This is a genomic window from Flavobacterium sp. J49 (genome assembly GCF_011742145.1).
In the GTDB taxonomy this organism is placed as follows: domain Bacteria; phylum Bacteroidota; class Bacteroidia; order Flavobacteriales; family Flavobacteriaceae; genus Flavobacterium.
Window position 1 is genome coordinate 228,419 of record NZ_JAAQQU010000098.1, and the last position, 18,500, is coordinate 246,918.

The 18,500-nt window shown below is 37.2% G+C and carries 18 protein-coding genes; 9 read left to right on the top strand and 9 right to left on the bottom strand.

The features are described from left to right. Positions 1-240 precede the first annotated feature (240 nt). The gene (locus HA632_RS04130; RefSeq protein WP_176305944.1) at positions 241-2,436 is read left to right on the top strand and encodes a TonB-dependent receptor; all 2,196 of its coding nucleotides are present in this window, start codon (positions 241-243) and stop codon (positions 2,434-2,436) included. Positions 2,437-2,483: 47 nt separating this feature from the next. On the opposite strand, the gene clpX is transcribed toward HA632_RS04130, so the two are convergent. The 6 genes from clpX to HA632_RS04160 form a co-directional block, all read right to left on the bottom strand. Further along, positions 2,484-3,716 carry an ATP-dependent Clp protease ATP-binding subunit ClpX gene (clpX, locus tag HA632_RS04135; RefSeq protein WP_176305945.1) on the bottom strand — a complete coding sequence of 411 codons (1,233 nt, stop codon included), beginning with the start codon at positions 3,714-3,716 and terminating at the stop codon, positions 2,484-2,486. Between the two features lie 85 nt (positions 3,717-3,801). Beyond that, complete coding sequence (gene clpP / locus HA632_RS04140; RefSeq protein WP_176305946.1) at positions 3,802-4,458, bottom strand: ATP-dependent Clp endopeptidase proteolytic subunit ClpP; 657 nt, start codon at positions 4,456-4,458, stop codon at positions 3,802-3,804. Between the two features lie 213 nt (positions 4,459-4,671). Then, positions 4,672-6,006 (bottom strand): trigger factor, encoded by a 1,335-nt coding sequence (gene tig, locus HA632_RS04145; RefSeq protein ID WP_176305947.1) that lies wholly within the window; start codon positions 6,004-6,006, stop codon positions 4,672-4,674. 91 nt (positions 6,007-6,097) lie between these two features. After that, a complete protein-coding gene (locus tag HA632_RS04150) occupies positions 6,098-6,442 on the bottom strand; it encodes a phage holin family protein (RefSeq protein WP_176305948.1) in 345 nt (114 codons plus the stop codon). A gap of 4 nt (positions 6,443-6,446) precedes the next feature. After that, entirely contained in the window at positions 6,447-7,208 is a 762-nt protein-coding gene (locus HA632_RS04155; RefSeq protein WP_176305949.1) for an alpha/beta fold hydrolase, read from the bottom strand. 12 nt (positions 7,209-7,220) lie between these two features. Beyond that, positions 7,221-7,934 (bottom strand): pyridoxine 5'-phosphate synthase, encoded by a 714-nt coding sequence (locus HA632_RS04160; RefSeq protein ID WP_176305950.1) that lies wholly within the window; start codon positions 7,932-7,934, stop codon positions 7,221-7,223. A gap of 157 nt (positions 7,935-8,091) precedes the next feature. Here HA632_RS04160 and HA632_RS04165 point away from each other — a divergent pair, with 157 nt between their 5' ends. The 8 genes from HA632_RS04165 (at position 8,092) to murI (ending at position 16,380) form a co-directional block, all read left to right on the top strand. Next, entirely contained in the window at positions 8,092-8,751 is a 660-nt protein-coding gene (locus HA632_RS04165) for a CBS domain-containing protein (RefSeq protein WP_176305951.1), read from the top strand. A 48-nt stretch (positions 8,752-8,799) separates the two neighbouring features. Then, on the top strand, positions 8,800-9,681 hold the full coding sequence (locus HA632_RS04170) for an NAD kinase (RefSeq protein ID WP_176305952.1): 882 nt from the start codon (positions 8,800-8,802) through the stop codon (positions 9,679-9,681). 164 nt (positions 9,682-9,845) lie between these two features. Further along, on the top strand, positions 9,846-10,532 hold the full coding sequence (locus tag HA632_RS04175; RefSeq protein ID WP_176305953.1) for a DUF6089 family protein: 687 nt from the start codon (positions 9,846-9,848) through the stop codon (positions 10,530-10,532). Between the two features lie 3 nt (positions 10,533-10,535). Next, a complete protein-coding gene (locus tag HA632_RS04180; protein ID WP_176305954.1) occupies positions 10,536-11,276 on the top strand; it encodes an isoprenyl transferase in 741 nt (246 codons plus the stop codon). Then, a complete protein-coding gene (locus HA632_RS04185; RefSeq protein WP_176305955.1) occupies positions 11,209-13,959 on the top strand; it encodes an outer membrane protein assembly factor in 2,751 nt (916 codons plus the stop codon). Before HA632_RS04180 ends, HA632_RS04185 begins: the two co-directional genes overlap by 68 nt. A gap of 34 nt (positions 13,960-13,993) precedes the next feature. Continuing rightward, the gene (locus HA632_RS04190; protein WP_176305956.1) at positions 13,994-14,995 is read left to right on the top strand and encodes an OmpH family outer membrane protein; all 1,002 of its coding nucleotides are present in this window, start codon (positions 13,994-13,996) and stop codon (positions 14,993-14,995) included. A gap of 33 nt (positions 14,996-15,028) precedes the next feature. Beyond that, positions 15,029-15,529, top strand: coding sequence for an OmpH family outer membrane protein (locus tag HA632_RS04195; protein WP_176305957.1), 501 nt, complete (start codon positions 15,029-15,031; stop codon positions 15,527-15,529). Positions 15,530-15,600: 71 nt separating this feature from the next. Next, positions 15,601-16,380: a glutamate racemase gene (murI, locus tag HA632_RS04200; protein ID WP_176305958.1), complete on the top strand. Its 780-nt coding sequence runs from the start codon at positions 15,601-15,603 to the stop codon at positions 16,378-16,380. Between the two features lie 117 nt (positions 16,381-16,497). On the opposite strand, the gene HA632_RS04205 is transcribed toward murI, so the two are convergent. From HA632_RS04205 to HA632_RS04215, 3 genes are all read right to left on the bottom strand, one after another. Further along, positions 16,498-17,013, bottom strand: coding sequence for a gamma carbonic anhydrase family protein (locus tag HA632_RS04205; protein ID WP_176305959.1), 516 nt, complete (start codon positions 17,011-17,013; stop codon positions 16,498-16,500). Between the two features lie 36 nt (positions 17,014-17,049). Next, positions 17,050-18,048 carry a type IX secretion system membrane protein PorP/SprF gene (locus HA632_RS04210; RefSeq protein ID WP_176305960.1) on the bottom strand — a complete coding sequence of 333 codons (999 nt, stop codon included), beginning with the start codon at positions 18,046-18,048 and terminating at the stop codon, positions 17,050-17,052. 5 nt (positions 18,049-18,053) lie between these two features. Continuing rightward, on the bottom strand, positions 18,054-18,500 hold a 447-nt coding region (locus tag HA632_RS04215), incomplete at its 5' end, for a T9SS type B sorting domain-containing protein (RefSeq protein WP_176305961.1).

Genomic DNA, 18,500 nt, shown 5'->3' on the forward strand with positions numbered 1-18,500 from the left:
AAAAAACCTATCATCTTACTCCTTTTTTTATGTTTTCTAACCTCTTGTGGCCCAAGAAGATTGGGCTGTGGTCCAAGTCGATGTGAGGTAGAAATCCCAAAGCACAAAACGCTTCTTTTAAAAGATATTTGTTAAAAAATTTCATTTGGTTTGTAACATTTGATTGGCTTAGAAGTCTTACGAGATAATCATCAATCAATCAGGGTGTCTCTTAACCGACATCCATTAAATCAATTACCAATGAAATCACTAAGTATTGCCTTGTGCATGCTTGCGACTGCATTTTCTTTTGCGCAAGAAGCACCGAAAACAGAAGAGAAAAAAACTTCAGAAAACCCCAACGAATTAAAAGAAATTACTGTTTACGGCAACAAAAAACAGTACCTCAAAGTCGAATCCGACAAAACCACTATTAGCGTTCGCGACAATGCCATGTTAAATAGCGGCAGCAGTCTTGAAGCCGTAAAAAAAATTCCCGGTGTCATTACTTCACCAACCGGAACGATAACATTAAACAGCAAAGGGGTGACCATTTATATCGATGGTGCTCCGAGTTCACTAAGTGGAAATGATTTACAAAATTATTTGTCCACACTTCCGGCCAACGCTATTGAAAAAGTAGAATTGATTTACAATCCCGGTGCCTCATTTGATGCCGATGCCAGCGGTTCGATTATTAATATTGTTACGAGTACCAAACGCAAAAAAGGATTGAATGCCAGTTTTAATATCAATTACAATTTTAACCAATACCAAAAACCAAGTCCGCAAATTTTACTAAACGGAAAAGTAAAAGAATTGAGTTGGCAAACAATGATTGGTTACAACTATATGGATAGCGAAAGTAAAAACCGAAATGACCAAACCTTCACCTCTTTTTCCCCAAATGAAAGATTATTTCAAAAGAATTTTGCCCAATTCACCAACCGTAATTTCTATTTCCGAACCGGCACCAATTACAAACTGAACGAAAAGTCGAACTTGTTGTTCAATTACAATTTGAACTTGGGCAATGACCGTATCACCAATGAATCTAGCACTATTGGAACGGGTATCGACTTTTCAAACAACGGTTTGTCGAAAATGAAAAACAGCGTTAACGAGTTGAGTTTGCAATACAAAACCAAATTGGACACTATCGGTAGAACTTTAGATGTCACAGCTTACAGCAACTTTTTCAATCGAAATCCCAATACAACATCAAGAGGACAAAACAATGGCGATGCCACTTATTACAATGGAAAAATCGATTTTAGTTTGACCAATTATTACTTGAAATACGACTTTGCTATTCCGTTTAAAAAATTGGATTTATCTATCAATACCGGAGGAAAATACAATGCCCTAAAAGTGAAAGATAAGGGAATTTACAACCTAAACACGCCAACCAACAGCATTATCGATTTTGATTACACTGAAACCAACTTGGCCTTTTATACCGAAGTTCGAAAAAAAATCAAAAAATTAAGCCTAACTGCCGGACTCCGCTTTGAAGATTACAAAGTTGACCGTTTGGCCATTCAAGAAGGCAATGAAACGGAAATCAATTTTGAAAACTCAAACTTCTTTCCCAATGCCAGTGCGTTGTATGAGTTTAGTGATAACGTAAATTTGGCGGCGTCTTATTCCAAAAAAATCTTCCAAGCGGATTATAATGTATTGGACCCGAATAATTTTGCCAACTTTGACCAATACAATACCTCGCAAGGAAATCCGTTTCTAAAGCCCGCCTTTTTTGACAATTTTGAAGTCAAACTTACCGCATTCCAGTTTGTGAGTTTGGGCGGAAATTACACCATTGCCCGCGACCGAAACAGTTTTATTTTTACCGCCGAACCCGGAGAATTGGTAAGCAACCAAACCTTCCAGCAATTTGACAAAGTAAAAACAATGAGTTTGTTTGCCTCATTCCCTATTCCTTTGGATTATTTCTTTAAAGGAAAAGCAGAATTTGACAAGCGCATGAACAATATGGACAAGATGAATTACATTTTCTTAAATATCAATTACATCAAAACCACTACAGAAGGCTATACTTTTTCTTTTGAAAACAAACCCATCATGAACTATTCGGCACAAGCACAATTTATTTTGCCTTGGGAAATTAAGAACACCATGTCTTATTTTATTTTGCCAAAAGGAACTTGGGAAATCTATCAGATTGAAAAACCGATTCAACAATTTGACATATCCTTCAACAGGGATTTCTTAAACAAAAACCTGAAAATTGGTTTGCATTGTTTTGATGTTTTCAATGCCAATGAAGTGAATGCATTGGTTTCTTCAACCAATTTACAAACCAAATTCTATCAAAAACAAGACAGCAGAACGTTTAGAATATCCTTGACTTATAACTTCGGGAATTTGAATTTGAAGAAAGACAATACAGAGATAAATACCGAGAAAACCAACTCGGGAGGAGGATTCCTAAAATAAATGGTTATAATTAGTAAACTAAAAATCCCTCAATTGAGGGATTTTTTTTAGGACGCTATTTCTAAACGTTTCAATAAGTTTTTGGTCAATGCATCGTGAGTGTAATCTAAGTCGATGTGAAGTTCTTTTTCGTCTGAACTTGGTAAATCATACATCGCATCGGTTAGTATCGCTTCGCAAAGGGAACGCAATCCACGAGCACCGAGTTTGTATTCCAAAGCTTTCTCAACAATATAATCTAAAGCTTCATTAGTGATGGTAAATTTCACATCATCCATCGCGAATAGCTTCTCGTATTGTTTGATCAAGGCGTTTTTGGGCTCGGTTAAAATCGCTCTCAAAGTCGCTTTGTCTAATGGATCCATGTGTGTTAACACCGGCAAACGACCAATGATTTCCGGAATTAAACCAAAATCTTTGATGTCTTTCGGAATGATATATTGCAACAAATTGTCTTTGTCGATTCCATCCGCATTTTTTGAGGTGCTATAACCTACCGCTTGACGGTTTAATCGCTTAGATATAATTCTTTCGATACCATCAAATGCACCGCCGGCGATGAACAATATGTCTTTGGTATTGACTTCTACGAATTTTTGATCGGGATGTTTTCTACCTCCTTTTGGCGGTACATTTACCATGGTTCCTTCCAATAATTTCAGTAAAGCTTGTTGCACACCTTCACCGGAAACATCACGAGTTATCGACGGATTGTCGCTTTTGCGGGCAATTTTATCAATTTCGTCAATAAAAACGATTCCTCTTTCGGCTTTCGGCACGTCGTAATCAGCAGCTTGCAACAGACGGGTTAAAATACTTTCCACATCTTCTCCCACATAACCGGCTTCGGTTAAAACTGTTGCATCGACTATGGCTAAAGGAACATCTAACATTCTTGCGATGGTTTTCGCCACCAATGTTTTTCCGGTTCCGGTTTGGCCGACCATAATGATGTTCGATTTTTCAATCTCAACGTCTTCTTCGTGTTGGAGTTGCATCAATCTTTTGTAGTGATTGTATACGGCTACCGACATTACTTTTTTGGTTTGGTCTTGTCCGATTACGTATTGGTCAAGGAAAGCACGAATTTCTTTTGGCTTTTTTAATACCAAATCGGCTGATGGTTTTAAACCGCCCGAGCCTTTTAATTCCTCTAAAACTATCCCGTGTGCCTGCTCAATACATCGATCACAAACATGCGCATTTATTCCGGCTATCAATAAATTGGTTTCCGGTTTTTTTCGTCCACAAAAGGAACATTCTAAAACTTGTTTTGCCATTTTTTTTAGTTGCAAAGTAGCAAAGTGGCAAAGTGGCAAAGTCCTTTCTTTAGAACTTTGAAACTCTGCGACTTTGGAACTTTAATTATCTTCTTAACACTTCATCAATCATTCCGTACTCCTTAGCTTCATCTGCAATCATCCAGTAATCGCGTTCGGAGTCTTTGTGCACTTTATCGAAAGTTTGCCCTGAATGTTGTGAAATGATTTGGTACAATTCGTCTTTCAGTTTCAACATTTCTTTTAAGTTGATTTCCATATCGGTCGCAACACCTTGCGCGCCACCTGATGGTTGGTGAATCATGACTCTTGAATGTGGCAAGGCCGAACGTTTTCCTGCAGCACCGGCGCACAATAAAACGGCACCCATTGACGCAGCCATTCCGGTACAAATCGTAGCTACATCTGGTCGGATGTATTGCATCGTATCGTAAATCCCTAAACCGGCATAAACGCTTCCGCCTGGTGAGTTGATGTAGATTTGAATATCTTTTGAAGCATCAACACTTTCCAAAAACAGTAATTGTGCTTGGATGATGTTGGCCATATAATCGTCGACTCCGGTGCCCATGAAGATGATTCTGTCCATCATCAAACGCGAGAACACGTCGAGTTGCGAAATATTTAATTGGCGTTCTTCAATAATATAAGGTGTCATGCTACCCACGATTTTATCGTAATACATACTGTTTACGCCGTGTTTTTTGGTAGCAAATTTTTTGAATTCCTTTCCGTAGTCCATATTAAATGAAATTATAAATTTTAAATTATGAATTATAAATTACTCTTAAACTTAGTCAAAGTTCGTGCCTTGTTTTTAAGGTGACAATGTGTCGCTAAATCAGAATCCTAGCCCCGATTGCAGCAAGCTACCATGTAGCGCGGAAAGCGGGAAAAAGCTTCAAATAAAAAAGCGCCAAATTACTTTGACGCTCAAATATAGTAAAATATCTTATTAGTGTTTTAATTCACCATACATTGCTTTGATGAACTCGTCGTAGCTTACTTCTTTTGACTTGGCTTTTACTTTGTCTTTGAATAAGTTCAACATTTTTTCGTTCATTACCTGCTCAGACAAACGACGAACTTCGTCTTGGTTTGACATAACGCGGGCTACAATGCCTTGAACATCTTCATCAGACGGATCCATTTGACCGAATTGCGCCATTTGTTTTTTGATGATTTCGGTGGTGTACGATTTTAAGTCTTCGAAGGTGATTTGCAAACCGTTTTCGTTGATGATTTTGCCTTCGATTAATTGGTAGCGCAAACCATTTTCAGATTTCGCGTATTCTGCTTCAGCTTCTTCAGCGCTTAGTGGGTTTTCGCCTGCTGACTGGATCCATTTTTTAAGGAATTCCGCCGGTAAATCAAATTTCGTATTGGCGATTAATGACTCGGTCACATCGTTTAAGAATTTTTGATCGGCTTGCTGGGCGAATTGCTTTTCGGCGTCTTCTTTTATTTTGGCTTTTAACTCATCTACTGATGTTACTACTTTTGGTCCGAATAATTTATCGAATAATTCTTGGTCTAAAACAGCCGGCTCGTGAGTCGTTACTTCGTCAATAGTGAAAGTCACTTCGATATCTAAACCGTGAACGTCATCGTGTCCAACCGCTAAATAATCCATTAATTTGTGATCGTCATCAAATAAACCTTTGGTTTTTAACGTCACTACATCTCCTACTTTTTTACCGATGAACGCTTTTGCGGTTTTCTTATCAGCAAAAACGTCTAAGGATAAAGTCGTTCTGTTGTTGATGCCTTTCTCTTCATTGGCAAAAACACCCGACACGTCGTTTCCTTCTTCAACGGTATCTTTGGCGATTAGTTTTCCGTATTGTTTTTGGATGCGGGCTACTTGGTCGTTTAGCATTTTGTCATCGGCAACGATTTTGTATTGCACTACGTTGTTTTTCGCCGTTAAATCCACTGTGAATTCAGGAGCTAAGCCTAATTCGAATTCAAATTTATAATCTTCCACATCCCAGTTGAAATCTTCGGTTACTTTAGGTAACGGATTGCCTAGGATATCTAATTTTTCTTCTACTAAATAATTGTTCAGATTGTCTTGCAACAATTTGTTTACTTCATCCAATAAAACGGCTTTTCCGTATTGTTTTTGGATTAAACTCATCGGCACTGCTCCTTTTCTGAATCCCGGAATAGCAGCATTTTTTCTGTAATCTGCTAAAACTTTTTCTACTTTTTCTGCGTAATCCGATTTAGATACTTCAACAGTAACTACAGCATTTAATGCGTCTACATTATTTCTTGTGATGTTCATTTCTTGTGTTTTTTACATACTAAAATTGGGTTGCAAAATTAAAACATTTCTGCAACCCAACCAAGTTTTTATTTTATTGATTTTTAGCTATTTATTTTGTGTCGCCTGTGATTTGGTAAACCAATGATTGCGAAAGCGATAAGATGATGCTGAAGAGCATGGCGGTCCAGAACGAACTGACATCAAATCCGTCAACAAACTCATCACAAAGCAAGATGATAATGGCGTTAATGACCAGCAAAAATAAACCGAGCGTAAAGAAGGTAATCGGCAAAGTAAACAGCACCAATATGGGTTTGACAAAAAAGTTAAGTAATCCGAGAACGATGGCTACCGTTAAAGCTGTGGTGAATTCATCAATCACTACGCCTTTCATTAGTTTTGATATTACTAAAGCTAAAATGGCAGTGATCAGTATTCTGAAAAGTAGTTTCATAGTTTTATTTTAAAAATTTAATAGTCTCTTCGAAAAACAACTTTGGATTCTCGGCATGAAGCCAATGTCCGACGTTGGGAATCGTTGCTAATTTAAAATTAGGAAAATGTTTTTGAATTTCGGGCACATCGCTGTCTAAAATATATTTTGAATTGCCGCCACGGATAAACATAGAGGGTTTGTCAAAGTGATTTTGATTAGGCAAAGCTTCTCCAATCGTTTCAATTTTGGCATTAAAAACCGGTAAATTAAATCGGAACGCCAGTTGCCCGGATTCTACCCAATAAAGGTTTTTCATTAGGAATTGGCGTGTGCCAAAATCAGGAATAAACGGATATAAGGTTTCTTCCACTTCCGCTCTATCCGGTTTGGTCGAGAAATCTACGGCATTTAATCCGGCTAAAATATCCTGATGGTGCGGTGCATAATATTTGGGCCCAATGTCGGCGACAATTAATTTTTCTACCAATTCGGGATAAGTCGTAGCCAAAAGCATTGCCACTTTGCCACCCATAGAATGACCGATGACACTGATATTCTTCAATTGATGATGCTGACAATACTCTAAAACGTCATTCGCCATAAGCGCATAACTAAATTCATTCGAGTGAAAACTTCGGCCATGGTTGCGCAAATCGAGCATGTGGACTTGAAACCCTTCGGCGGCATAAAGTGACCCAAATGATTTCCAGTTGTCGCTCATACCAAGAAAACCGTGGATGATTAAAAGTGGTTGGCCTTCGCCTTCAATTCTTGAATACAACATTTGAGTTATGAATTATTTTAGTTTTTGCAAATACATGTTTACTACATTATCCAAACCTAAATACAACGCCTCAGAAATCAAAGCGTGACCGATGGAAACTTCCAACAAACCGGGAATGTTTTCTTTAAAGAATTTGATGTTGTCTAAGCTTAAATCGTGTCCGGCGTTGATGCCTAAATTTAATTCATTCGCTAAAACAGCCGCTTTTACATAAGGTTCAATACCAGCTTTATTACCCAAACTGTATTGATGAGCAAATTCTTCCGTGTACAATTCGATTCTGTCGGTTCCGGTTTTTTTAGCACCTTCAATCATGTTTAAAATTGGGTCGACAAAAATGGAAGTTCGGATACCATTCCTTTTAAATTCGGCTATGACATCCGTCAAATAATCTTGGAATTTTATGGTGTCCCAACCGGCTGAAGACGTAATTGCTCCAATCGCATCGGGAACCAATGTTACTTGGTCGGGTTGGCATTCTAACACCAAATCGATAAAATTGTGTTGCGGATTGCCTTCGATATTGAATTCGGTATAAACAATCGGCTTTAAATCGCGCGCATCTTGGTAGCGAATGTGTCTTTCATCGGGTCTGGGATGAATGGTGATGCCGTGTGCTCCGAATTGCTGAATGTCTTTAGCGACTTGCAATAAATCGGGCACATTTCCGCCTCGGGCATTTCGCAAAGTAGCTATTTTATTAATGTTTACGCTTAGTTTTGTCATGCTTTATTTTTGAAACGCAAATTCGCACTTTTTTTAGTTTAAACAGAAACCATTTGCGATTTTGCGGTAAATTAATTTTTACACAAAAATACAAAGTTAACCAAGCGCACATGTCCCAAAATTTGATTATTTTGCAGTCGCTAAAAGAAAAGAATACATGAGAGAACTTTCAGAATACGTCAACAACGATTTTAAACCTTTTTCGAGCCAAGAAACTGTCGCTGATATCCAAGATTTTTTTGCCGAAGTCACTTATTCCCATTTTCCGGTTTTGGACAATGGTGTTTATATGGGTTGCATATCTTCTGTTGATGCTGAAACTTTTGAAACGCAAAAAAGCATCACCGATTATCGGTATGCTTTAGAAGGTTTTTTTGTTAGAATCGGGATGATTTGGCTCGATGTTTTAGAGGTTTTTGCCCGAAACAATGCCAATGTGGTTCCGATTTTGGACGAAACCAATAAATACATTGGTTATTACGAAATCACGGATGTGATTAAATTTTTAAACGAAACCCCTTTTTTAAAAGAAACCGGCGGCATTATTGTGGTTGAAAAATCAATCAATGATTATTCAATGAGTCAAGTAGCCCAAATTGTAGAAAGCAACAACGGCAAACTTTTGGGCCTTTTTGTGTCGGAAGCCAATGCGGAAAAAGTACAAGTGACGGTTAAGATTACTTTGGGCGGTATGAATGAAATCATTCAATCATTCAGACGATATAATTATGAAATCATTTCGGAACACCACGAAGATGATTATTTGAATACCCTAAAAGAACGTTCTGAGTATTTGGACAAATATTTAAATATGTAATTTAAAGACAAATCGGAAATACGAGGTACAAAGTAAAATCTAAACCCTATGAAAGTTGCCATCTTCGGACAATATTATCAAAACGACACACGACCTATTATCAAGGATATTTTTGTTTTTTTCAACAGAAACAATGTCGAATTGGTGATTGAAGAAAGATTTTTGAAGATATTGTATGAAGAAAAAATTGTAGAAAAACAATACAACACCTTTTCTACACATAGTGATTTAGACCGTAGTTTTGATATTCTAATCAGTATTGGCGGTGACGGAACTATTTTGAGAGCGGCAACTTTTGTGCGCGATTCGGGTATTCCGATTTTGGGCGTTAACGCCGGACGATTAGGGTTTTTGGCCAAAGTTCAGAAAGAAAACATTGAATCTTTTCTGCAAATTGTTTTAGAAAAAAAATACACCATCTCTCAAAGAACATTACTTACCATTGATTGTTCACCCAACAATGCCGAAATCGACATTAATTTTGCGATGAATGAAGTGGCTGTGAGTCGCAAAGACACTACCTCGATGATTACGATAGAAACTTCTTTGAATGGTGAATACCTCAGTTCCTATTGGGCTGACGGATTAATTATTGCCACGCCAACCGGCTCGACCGGCTATTCTCTGAGTTGTGGCGGACCTATTTTAACACCCGATGTAAAAGGTTTGGTTGTTACTCCAATTGCGCCACACAATCTCAATGCACGACCTTTAGTTATCCCTGATGACACCGAAATCACCTTGAAAGTTTCGGGTAGAGAAGCACAATATTTGGTTTCTTTGGATTCTAGAATCACTTCGGTGAATAACAATTCGGTCATTAAAATTAAGAAAACCCCTTTCAACATTAATATGGTGGAAATTCCGGAAGAAACGTTTTTTAAGACACTTCGGACCAAATTACTTTGGGGAGAAGACAAGAGAAATTAGAAAAATTTACCCTTCATTTATACTACAATTCTAAAAAAACCGTTTTAGAATAGAACCTTGCTAACATTAGTAATTATCAGCACTTTATTTTATTTGGCAGAAATCCGAAATTCATGCTATATAAGTACTGAGAATTGTTATATTTGCACGCTATTTTCAATTTGATGAAAAAGATTTTAGTATTATTTTTTTGTTTGGTTTTCCAAAATAATTTGAAGGCACAAATCAACGAGATTGGTGTTTTCTTGGGCGGAAGCAACTTCATAGGCGATGTGGGTAAAACCAATTACATTGCTCCGAATGAGCCGGCTTTCGGGATTTTATACAAATGGAACAAAAGCCCAAGACATTCGTATAGGTTTTCCTATATGCAGTCGACTATTTCAGGAAACGATTTAGACTCCGAAGTTCCGGGAAGGAATTTGAGAGGTTATAAATTTAAAAATAACATCAAAGAGCTTACTGCGGGAATGGAATTCAATTTTTTTGATTTCAACCTGCATGAATTACTAAAAAGAAAAATGACGCCATATGTCTTTACCGGACTTTCTTATTTTGCTTACGACGAGTTGTATGTAATCAACGGAAAGACTAAGGAAGATTATACAGAAAGCACTTTTGCCATTCCGATGATTGTTGGTGTCAAAACCAATATTTCGAATCATTTGGTGCTAGGGCTTGAAGTGGGCGCTAGGTATACTTTCACCGATAATTTGGACGGAAGTTTGCCTAAGAATAAAAATTTAGCGCCATTGCAATTTGGCAACATAAACAGCAAAGATTGGTATGTTTTTACAGGGTTTACACTAACGTATACCTTTACCGAAAAACCATGTTATTGCGCAGAATAAAGCATGAATTTACTAGACAAAATAAACAAAAACAATTTACCCAAGCACTTGGCCATCATCATGGACGGGAATGGTCGTTGGGCAAAACAAAAAGGTTTATTGAGAGCATTTGGTCATGAAAACGGCACCAAAGCTGTTCGAGTAACGGTAGAAAGTTGTGCCAAACTGGGCATTGAAAATCTAACCCTTTATGCTTTTTCTACTGAAAACTGGAACCGTCCGAAACTGGAAGTAGACACTTTAATGAGATTGTTGATTTCTTCCTTAAAGAAAGAGTTAGAAACCCTACAAAAAAATAACATCCGGTTAAACTGTATAGGAAACATTGACATGCTTCCGGCATCAGCCAAAAAAGAACTTTTATCCGTAATTGAAAAGACCAAAAACAATACCCGAATGACGCTTACATTGGCGTTAAGCTACGGCTCAAGAGAGGAATTGTTAAATGCTGTTAAAATTATTAGTGATAAAGTTAAAAATAATATAATTTCGATAGACAGTCTTGATGAATCAATTATTAATCAGCATCTTTACACGCACAATCTACCTGATGTAGATTTGGTAATTAGAACCAGTGGCGAACACAGGATCAGTAACTTTCTGCTTTGGCAAATTGCTTATGCAGAATTTTATTTTACAGACGTACTGTGGCCCGATTTTAAAGAAGACGATTTATATGAAGCCATCATCAGCTATCAAAAAAGAGAACGAAGATTTGGAAAAACAAGTGAACAAGTTAAATAAAATTTCAGTGCAGATTAAAACCTCAAAAATATTTCTAATTATCCTATTTTTTGGAAGTATTTTTCAATTACAAGCCCAAGACAGAATCCCTTTTGAACAAGGAAAAAAATATATTTTAGCCAACGTTAAGGTAAATGGCAAAATCAGTTATAACGAACAAACCGTCGTGACGTTTTCCGGTTTGGAGAAAGGACAGCAATTGACCGTTCCTGGCGAAGAAATCAGTAATGCCATCAAAAAATTAGGGAAGCTCGGATTATTCAGCGACATTGATTTTTATGTAAACAAAACAGAAGGCGACAGTATTTGGCTTGATTTAGACATAGCCGAACTCCCTAAACTGAACGAAGTAAAAATTCAAGGTTTAAAAAAATCAAAAGCTGAAGATTTAATCAAAGAAAACGAATTGACAAAAGGTAAAATTGTCAATGAAAATTTGATTACTACCACCAAAAATTATATCGAAAATAAATACAAAAAAGACGGTTACTACAAAACCAAAGTATTTATCACAACCACTCCTGACACCACGGAAGGCAACCAAGTAAAGATGTTGGTTAACATAGACAAAGGTGATAAATTGAAAATCTCAAAAATCAATTTTGAAGGCAACGAAAAATTCTCAAAAAAGAAACTGAGAAAAGCCATGAAAAACACCAAACAAATCAACCCAATCAGAATATTTAAAGCTTCAAAGTTCATCAAGGATAAATACCAGGAAGATTTAACTTCTATTGTAGAAAAATACAAAGAGAAAGGATACAGAGATGCCCGCGTAACAAAAGATTCGGTGTTTTTAAATGCCAAAAAATCGAAACTGGCCATCAATATTAAAGTGGAAGAAGGTAGAAAATATTATTTCGGTAATATCAAATTCTTAGGAAACTCGGTATATTCAGACCAATTATTGGGTAGAATATTGGGTATTAAAAAGGGAGATACTTACAATGGAGTTTTACTAGAAAAACGCATCGCTGACAAATCAAAACCTGATGGCGATGACATTACCAACCTATACCAAAACAACGGGTATTTGTTTTCAAACATCAATGCAGTGGAAGTAAAAACCACCAATGACACAATTGATTTTGAAATCAGAGTTTTGGAAGGACCAATCGCTTATTTCAATAATATTACTGTAGTTGGAAACGACAAAACCAATGACCGCGTAATCTACAGAGAATTAAGAACCCAACCGGGACAAAAATACAGCAAAGAAGATTTGGTGAGAACCATTCGGGAGATTGGACAATTAGGGTTCTTTGACCCTGAAGCCATTGACCCTAAATTTAAAAACGTAGATCCTGCTGCCGGAACCGTTGACATTGAATACAACGTAGTGGAAAAAGGATCAAGTCAAATCGAATTACAAGGTGGTTATGGCGGCGGCGGGTTCATTGGAACCTTAGGGTTGTCCTTTAATAATTTTTCGGCCAGAAATATGTTCAAAAAAGAGGCTTACAAACCATTGCCTATGGGTGACGGACAAAAAGTGGCCTTGCGATTACAAGCCAGTTCATTTTTTCAGACCTACAGTTTGTCGTTCTCAGAACCTTGGTTAGGCGGTAAAAAACCAATTCAATTTTCGACTTCACTATCACACAGTAAGCAATTTTTATACTCCGGAAGATCAACCAATGTAGACCGAAGTAAAAGTTTTAACATAACCTCTTTATCGGTAGGATATGCTAAAAGATTAACTGTGCCGGATGATTTCTTTGTATTCTCCAACTCTGTAAGCTTCCAATACTACGATTTGAATAATTACAACACCGGTCTGTTTACTTTTGGAGATGGTGCCTCGCGCAACTTAGCCTTTACACTTGGGTTGAGCAGAAACAATAAAGGGGTGAATCCAATCTATCCAACATCGGGTTCAGAGTTTAGTGTCTCTGCGAAATTCACTTTACCGTATTCGTTGTTCAACGGCATAAACTATGGCGATTTGGAAAATCAAAAAGCATTTAAGCTCAGATACCGAGAAAACGCCGGAATTAATTACGTCGAAACAGCCTCAGGACAAATCCCAGCAGTAGGCGACTATTTGGCGGAGACTACTTCTGGTTCAGGAATATATCAAACCGTTGGTGCAGATTATACACAAGCTACCGCTGACAGATCAAAAGTAGACCAAGAAAAATTCAATTGGTTAGAATATTACAAATTGAAATTCAAAGCCGATTGGTACACCCGATTAGCCGGTTCTCAGTCAAAGGCATTGGTCTTAAGAGCTTTGGGTGAGTTTGGTTATTTAGGCGCATACGACAACAGCCGAGGATTAGTACCTTTCGAGAGATTCTTCTTGGGTGGAGACGGTTTGGCCAATTTCTCTTTAGATGGTCGTGAAGTAATCCAATTAAGAGGATATCCGAACCAATCATTGTCTGATCAAGACGGAGCAACAGTTTACAATAAATTTTCCTTAGAATTAAGATATCCTTTAACTTTAAAAGCGGCGGCATCAATTTACGCCTTAACTTTCTTAGAAGCAGGATCATCGTATAATACATTTAAAGAATACAATCCTTTCGTACTACAGCGTTCTGCCGGATTTGGAATCAGAATATTTATGCCTGCCTTTGGTTTATTAGGTATAGATTTTGCTCATGGTTTTGATGCGCTGCCGGGATACTCTCAAAAGAATGGTTGGGAAACACATTTTATAATTGGTCAACAATTTTAATTATATTTGGAACATATTTATAAATCATAATCGTATGAAAAAATATTTTGCAATATCAATATTACTTTTATCCCTTGTTTTTGAAGCAAATGCTCAAACAAGAGGTGTAAAAATTGGCTACATTGACATGGAATATATTCTGCAAAATGTTCCCGATTATGCTGAAGCCAACAACCAATTAGAGCAAAAAGCTCAAAAATGGAAGCAAGATATAGAAGTCAAAAAAGTAGAAATAGCAAAGTTAAAAGATGCTTTAAAAACTGAAAAAGCTTTACTTACCAAAGAGTTAATCGAGGAACGTGAAGAAGAAATCAAGTTTCAGGAAGATGAACTTTTAGATTTTCAACAAAAAAAATTCGGCCCCAACGGAGATTTAATGACCCAAAAAGCGGTTTTGGTAAAACCCATACAAGACCAAGTTTTCAATGCGGTTCAAGACATCGCTGAACTTAAAAAATACGATTTTATCTTTGATAAATCTTCTGATTTAACCATGTTGTTTTCTGCCAAAAGACACGACATCAGCGACCAAGTAGTCAGAAGCATTACCAGAGCCGAAAGAAGAGAGCAACTATCCAAAAAAGATTTAAAAGAGCAGGAAAAAAAGGAGTACATGGAAGACGTTGAAGACGAAAATCCTGCACTTGCTGCCCGAAAAAAAGCTTTGGAAGAGAAAAAAGCCGCCAGAGATAAATTAATGGAAGACAGAAAATTAGCTGCTGAAGCCAAGAAAAAAGAACAAGACGACAAAAGAAAAGAAGCCGCAGAAGCTAGAGAAGCCAAAAAAACTGGCACGGTTCCTGCTAAAGATAAAACAACAAGCGACAAAACAACCGCTCCAGAAACAGCTAAAAAGCCTTCAGATTCTACAGCCGTTGACCCTAACTCGAAAGAAGCTAAGGCAGCAGCCAAAGCCAAAGAATTAGATGACCGAAAAAAAGCTTTAGAGGAAAAAAAGAAAAAAGCTCTAGCCGATAGAGAGGCTGCGAAAAAAGCCAAAGAAGAAAAAACCGGGGAACCGAAAAAAGAAGAATAAATAATAACAAATAAATAATTAATACTTTTTAAAATGAAACGATTGAAATCATTACTAATAGCTACTGTATTGTTTTTAGGAACAAGCCAAACCATCAGTGCTCAAGCTAAAACTGCACACGTAGATGTAAATGAAATTATTTCTAAAATGCCGGCGATGTTAGATGCTCAAAAGCAATTGGAAAAATTGAGCGCTACTTATGATGCAGAATACAAAACTATGGCTCAGGAATATCAAACTAAAGTTGATAAATACGAAAAAGAAGCCGGTACTGTAGGTGATGCCGTGAACCAAACCCGTCAAGCTGAAGTACAGGATTTAGTAAAAAGAATTACTGAATACAGAGACAATGCGCAAAAAGAATTACAAAAGAAAGAATCAGATTTAGTAAAACCTTTAATGGAAAAAATCAAAGCTTCTATCACTAAAGTGGGCAAAGCCAAAGGTTACCAATACGTTTTAAACTTAGCTGATTTATTATTAGCTGATGGTCCGGATTTAACTGCTGACGTTAAAAAAGACTTAGGTTTCTAAAAAACAAAAAAATACTTATTTAAAACTGCTCATTCCCTTTAGGTTTGAGCAGTTTTTTTTATTTTTGTTAGATGACGAATAATAATCCTATAGGTCTTTTTGATTCGGGCATTGGCGGCACTTCTATTTGGAAAGAAATCCACGAATTGCTTCCAAACGAAGACACCGTCTATCTTGCTGATAGTAAAAATGCTCCCTACGGACAAAAGTCAAAAGAAGAAATTATCCATTTAAGCATTAAAAACACAGAATACCTTCTCAACCAAAATGCTAAAATCATCGTGGTGGCTTGTAATACAGCAACTACTAACGCCATTAAAGAATTACGCAATAAATATGATGTCCCCTTTATCGGAATAGAACCGGCGATAAAACCCGCAGCGCTGAATTCTGAAAAACACGTCATTGGAATCTTGGCTACTCAAGGCACTTTAAACAGTGACCTTTTTCACCAAACCGCTGAAAAATATCAAGACACTAAAATCATTGAGCAAATCGGCCACGGATTAGTGGCACTCATCGAAAACGGCGATATCAATTCGCCCGAAATGAACCAACTGCTTCACGCCTATTTGGAGCCCATGATTGAAGCCAATATCGATTATTTGGTGCTGGGCTGTAGCCATTACCCTTACCTGATACCACAAATTAAAAACATCCTCCCAAATCACATTAAAATCATCGATTCAGGGGAAGCCGTGGCCCGCCAAACTAAAAAAGTTTTAAGTGAAAGCGTAGGTTTGAGCAACAAGCCCCAAAAAGGAAAAGCCACTTTCTACACCAATGCCAATCCAAAAGTTTTAAGTGATATTCTCAACCACGAATACGAAGTAATAAGTAAAGATTTTTAGGAGCCAATCGCTTGGAAATTGTTTAAACCGTTTTCCCGCTGTACGAGTTACACGCCTGCCTGTCGGTAGGCAGGGTAACTTCTCCCATCGGGGCTAAAGTCAAACTGTCGGCTCCTTTTATTCGTCCTTGAACCAGCTCGAATACATTACGTAATTGTTAGAAATACGCTCAATCTCTCCGGCAAAATTCGATTGGTCAATGTCCTTCACTTTCTTGGCAGGAACACCGGCATAAATTGTCCCCGATTCCACTACGGTGTTTTGGGTAACAACCGCTCCGGCCGCAATAATCGAATTACTTTCTACCACACAATTGTCCATCACAATAGCGCCCATACCAATCAATACATTATCATGAATAGTACAACCGTGAACAATCGCATTGTGCCCAATAGAAACATTATTGCCAATAACTGTCGGATGCTTTTGGTAAGTACAATGAATGATAGCACCGTCTTGAATATTGACCTTGTTGCCAATTTTAATAAAATGCACATCGCCACGAATAACGGCATTGAACCAAACACTACAAGAACTGCCTAAAACAACATCACCAACAATAGTAGCATTTTCAGCTACATAACAATCATTCGGGATTTGCGGATGTTTACCGTTTACAGATTTTATGACCATAAAAAAAGTCCCGATAAATCGGGACGAATATTAAAATTAGTTAATCGCAGGACAATTACAGTGGTATTTCTCCGCTTTACAGAATAAATTAATCCCTAAAGTAACTTGGTGAAAACCGCCGGTATCAAAATTTACATTACCCAATAAATGAGAGTAGGTATACGAGAACATATAGTTCTTGAAATTAACCCCAATAATAGGTGTCACATATTGCATTTTTTGATCAGACACCGCATTTCCTTCTACAAACTGAGCACCATCAAGACTTCTTCTATAAGATATTCCTCCCCATAATCGACCAAAGTCTAACTCTTTATAAGCTTTGATATTCAAATCAACCGTTTTCTCTTGAGTTTGGGTAACCAATTGGAACATAAAAGAAGGTTCCCAAAGTATAGTCTCCTCATCTCCAAAAGTATAACCCGAATTCAAAATAAATCTTCTAAGATTAACCGGCTCTCTGTCTGAATATAACTTTCTGTCACTGGCTAAAGCATTCTTAACCGTTGCATGAACATAAAAATCAAGGAAATTATAAGATGCTCCAATATCAACATTAAAATACGAAGCACGCTGTAATGAAGGAAAAATTAACGGATCATAAGTTGGGTCATTCGTATAAAAAGTACTTTGATCTAAATTACTTTGCACAAAACCGGCACTCATTCCAAAAGACAACTGATTTAAGTCAACTCTGTCACGTGAGAACATTAAATGGTGAGCGTAGGTTAATTTCATTCCTGTTTGTGAGTGATAACCATTTTTATCATTAAAAACTATAATTCCTCCTCCTGATCTTTCTCCTAATGAACCATTGAAACTTAGTGTTTGTAATGCTGGTGCATCTTCTTGTCCAAACCATTGCTGTCTGGCTGTTAATCTTAATTTTGCACAATTAGAGGCTCCAGCCATTGAAGGATGTAGCAAATAATAATTGTCCGATAAATAATCAGAATAAACCGGTAATCCTTCTTGGGAATTTGAAATTTGTGATAAAAAAAGTAATGCTAATAAACAAAATTTTCTAAAATTCATTGTAACTATCTTTTTAATGAGAAATGGGCTTTAAATTGTTTGGCTGCGGTTTGTTCTAAAAACTCTACACTAAACCAGTAATCTGTTGATGGTAAGGGTTTTCCGTTGTAGGTTCCGTCCCAACCGTCTCCATCAGAACTGATTTGTTTCAGTAATTTTCCATAGCGGTCAAATATATAAATTTTTGCGTTAGGTTGTCCATCCAATCCAACAATATTCCAAGTATCATGTATACCATCACCGTTTGGCGTAAAGTATAAAGGATAGTCAATCACCATCACCGGATATATTGTTAGCTCTTCACAGCTAAATGCTACACCTCCTTCGATATCCCAAACATGGATTTCATGCTGACCAAGTGATACGCCTTCAAAGATATTGCTCGCTTGTCTTGGACCGTCATCCAAACTGTATTCATACGTTCCCCAGCCTTCAACGGTAACCGTAATGAT

Bases quoted from the DNA above. Each gene is read 5' to 3' on its own strand.
- HA632_RS04130 (WP_176305944.1), top strand. From the start codon at position 241: ATGAAATCACTAAGTATTGCCTTGTGCATGCTTGCGACTGCATTTTCT.
- clpX (WP_176305945.1), bottom strand. From the start codon at position 3,716: ATGGCAAAACAAGTTTTAGAATGTTCCTTTTGTGGACGAAAAAAACCG.
- clpP (WP_176305946.1), bottom strand. From the start codon at position 4,458: ATGGACTACGGAAAGGAATTCAAAAAATTTGCTACCAAAAAACACGGC.
- tig (WP_176305947.1), bottom strand. From the start codon at position 6,006: ATGAACATCACAAGAAATAATGTAGACGCATTAAATGCTGTAGTTACT.
- HA632_RS04150 (WP_176305948.1), bottom strand. From the start codon at position 6,442: ATGAAACTACTTTTCAGAATACTGATCACTGCCATTTTAGCTTTAGTA.
- HA632_RS04155 (WP_176305949.1), bottom strand. From the start codon at position 7,208: ATGTTGTATTCAAGAATTGAAGGCGAAGGCCAACCACTTTTAATCATC.
- HA632_RS04160 (WP_176305950.1), bottom strand. From the start codon at position 7,934: ATGACAAAACTAAGCGTAAACATTAATAAAATAGCTACTTTGCGAAAT.
- HA632_RS04165 (WP_176305951.1), top strand. From the start codon at position 8,092: ATGAGAGAACTTTCAGAATACGTCAACAACGATTTTAAACCTTTTTCG.
- HA632_RS04170 (WP_176305952.1), top strand. From the start codon at position 8,800: ATGAAAGTTGCCATCTTCGGACAATATTATCAAAACGACACACGACCT.
- HA632_RS04175 (WP_176305953.1), top strand. From the start codon at position 9,846: ATGAAAAAGATTTTAGTATTATTTTTTTGTTTGGTTTTCCAAAATAAT.
- HA632_RS04180 (WP_176305954.1), top strand. From the start codon at position 10,536: ATGAATTTACTAGACAAAATAAACAAAAACAATTTACCCAAGCACTTG.
- HA632_RS04185 (WP_176305955.1), top strand. From the start codon at position 11,209: ATGAAGCCATCATCAGCTATCAAAAAAGAGAACGAAGATTTGGAAAAA.
- HA632_RS04190 (WP_176305956.1), top strand. From the start codon at position 13,994: ATGAAAAAATATTTTGCAATATCAATATTACTTTTATCCCTTGTTTTT.
- HA632_RS04195 (WP_176305957.1), top strand. From the start codon at position 15,029: ATGAAACGATTGAAATCATTACTAATAGCTACTGTATTGTTTTTAGGA.
- murI (WP_176305958.1), top strand. From the start codon at position 15,601: ATGACGAATAATAATCCTATAGGTCTTTTTGATTCGGGCATTGGCGGC.
- HA632_RS04205 (WP_176305959.1), bottom strand. From the start codon at position 17,013: ATGGTCATAAAATCTGTAAACGGTAAACATCCGCAAATCCCGAATGAT.
- HA632_RS04210 (WP_176305960.1), bottom strand. From the start codon at position 18,048: ATGAATTTTAGAAAATTTTGTTTATTAGCATTACTTTTTTTATCACAA.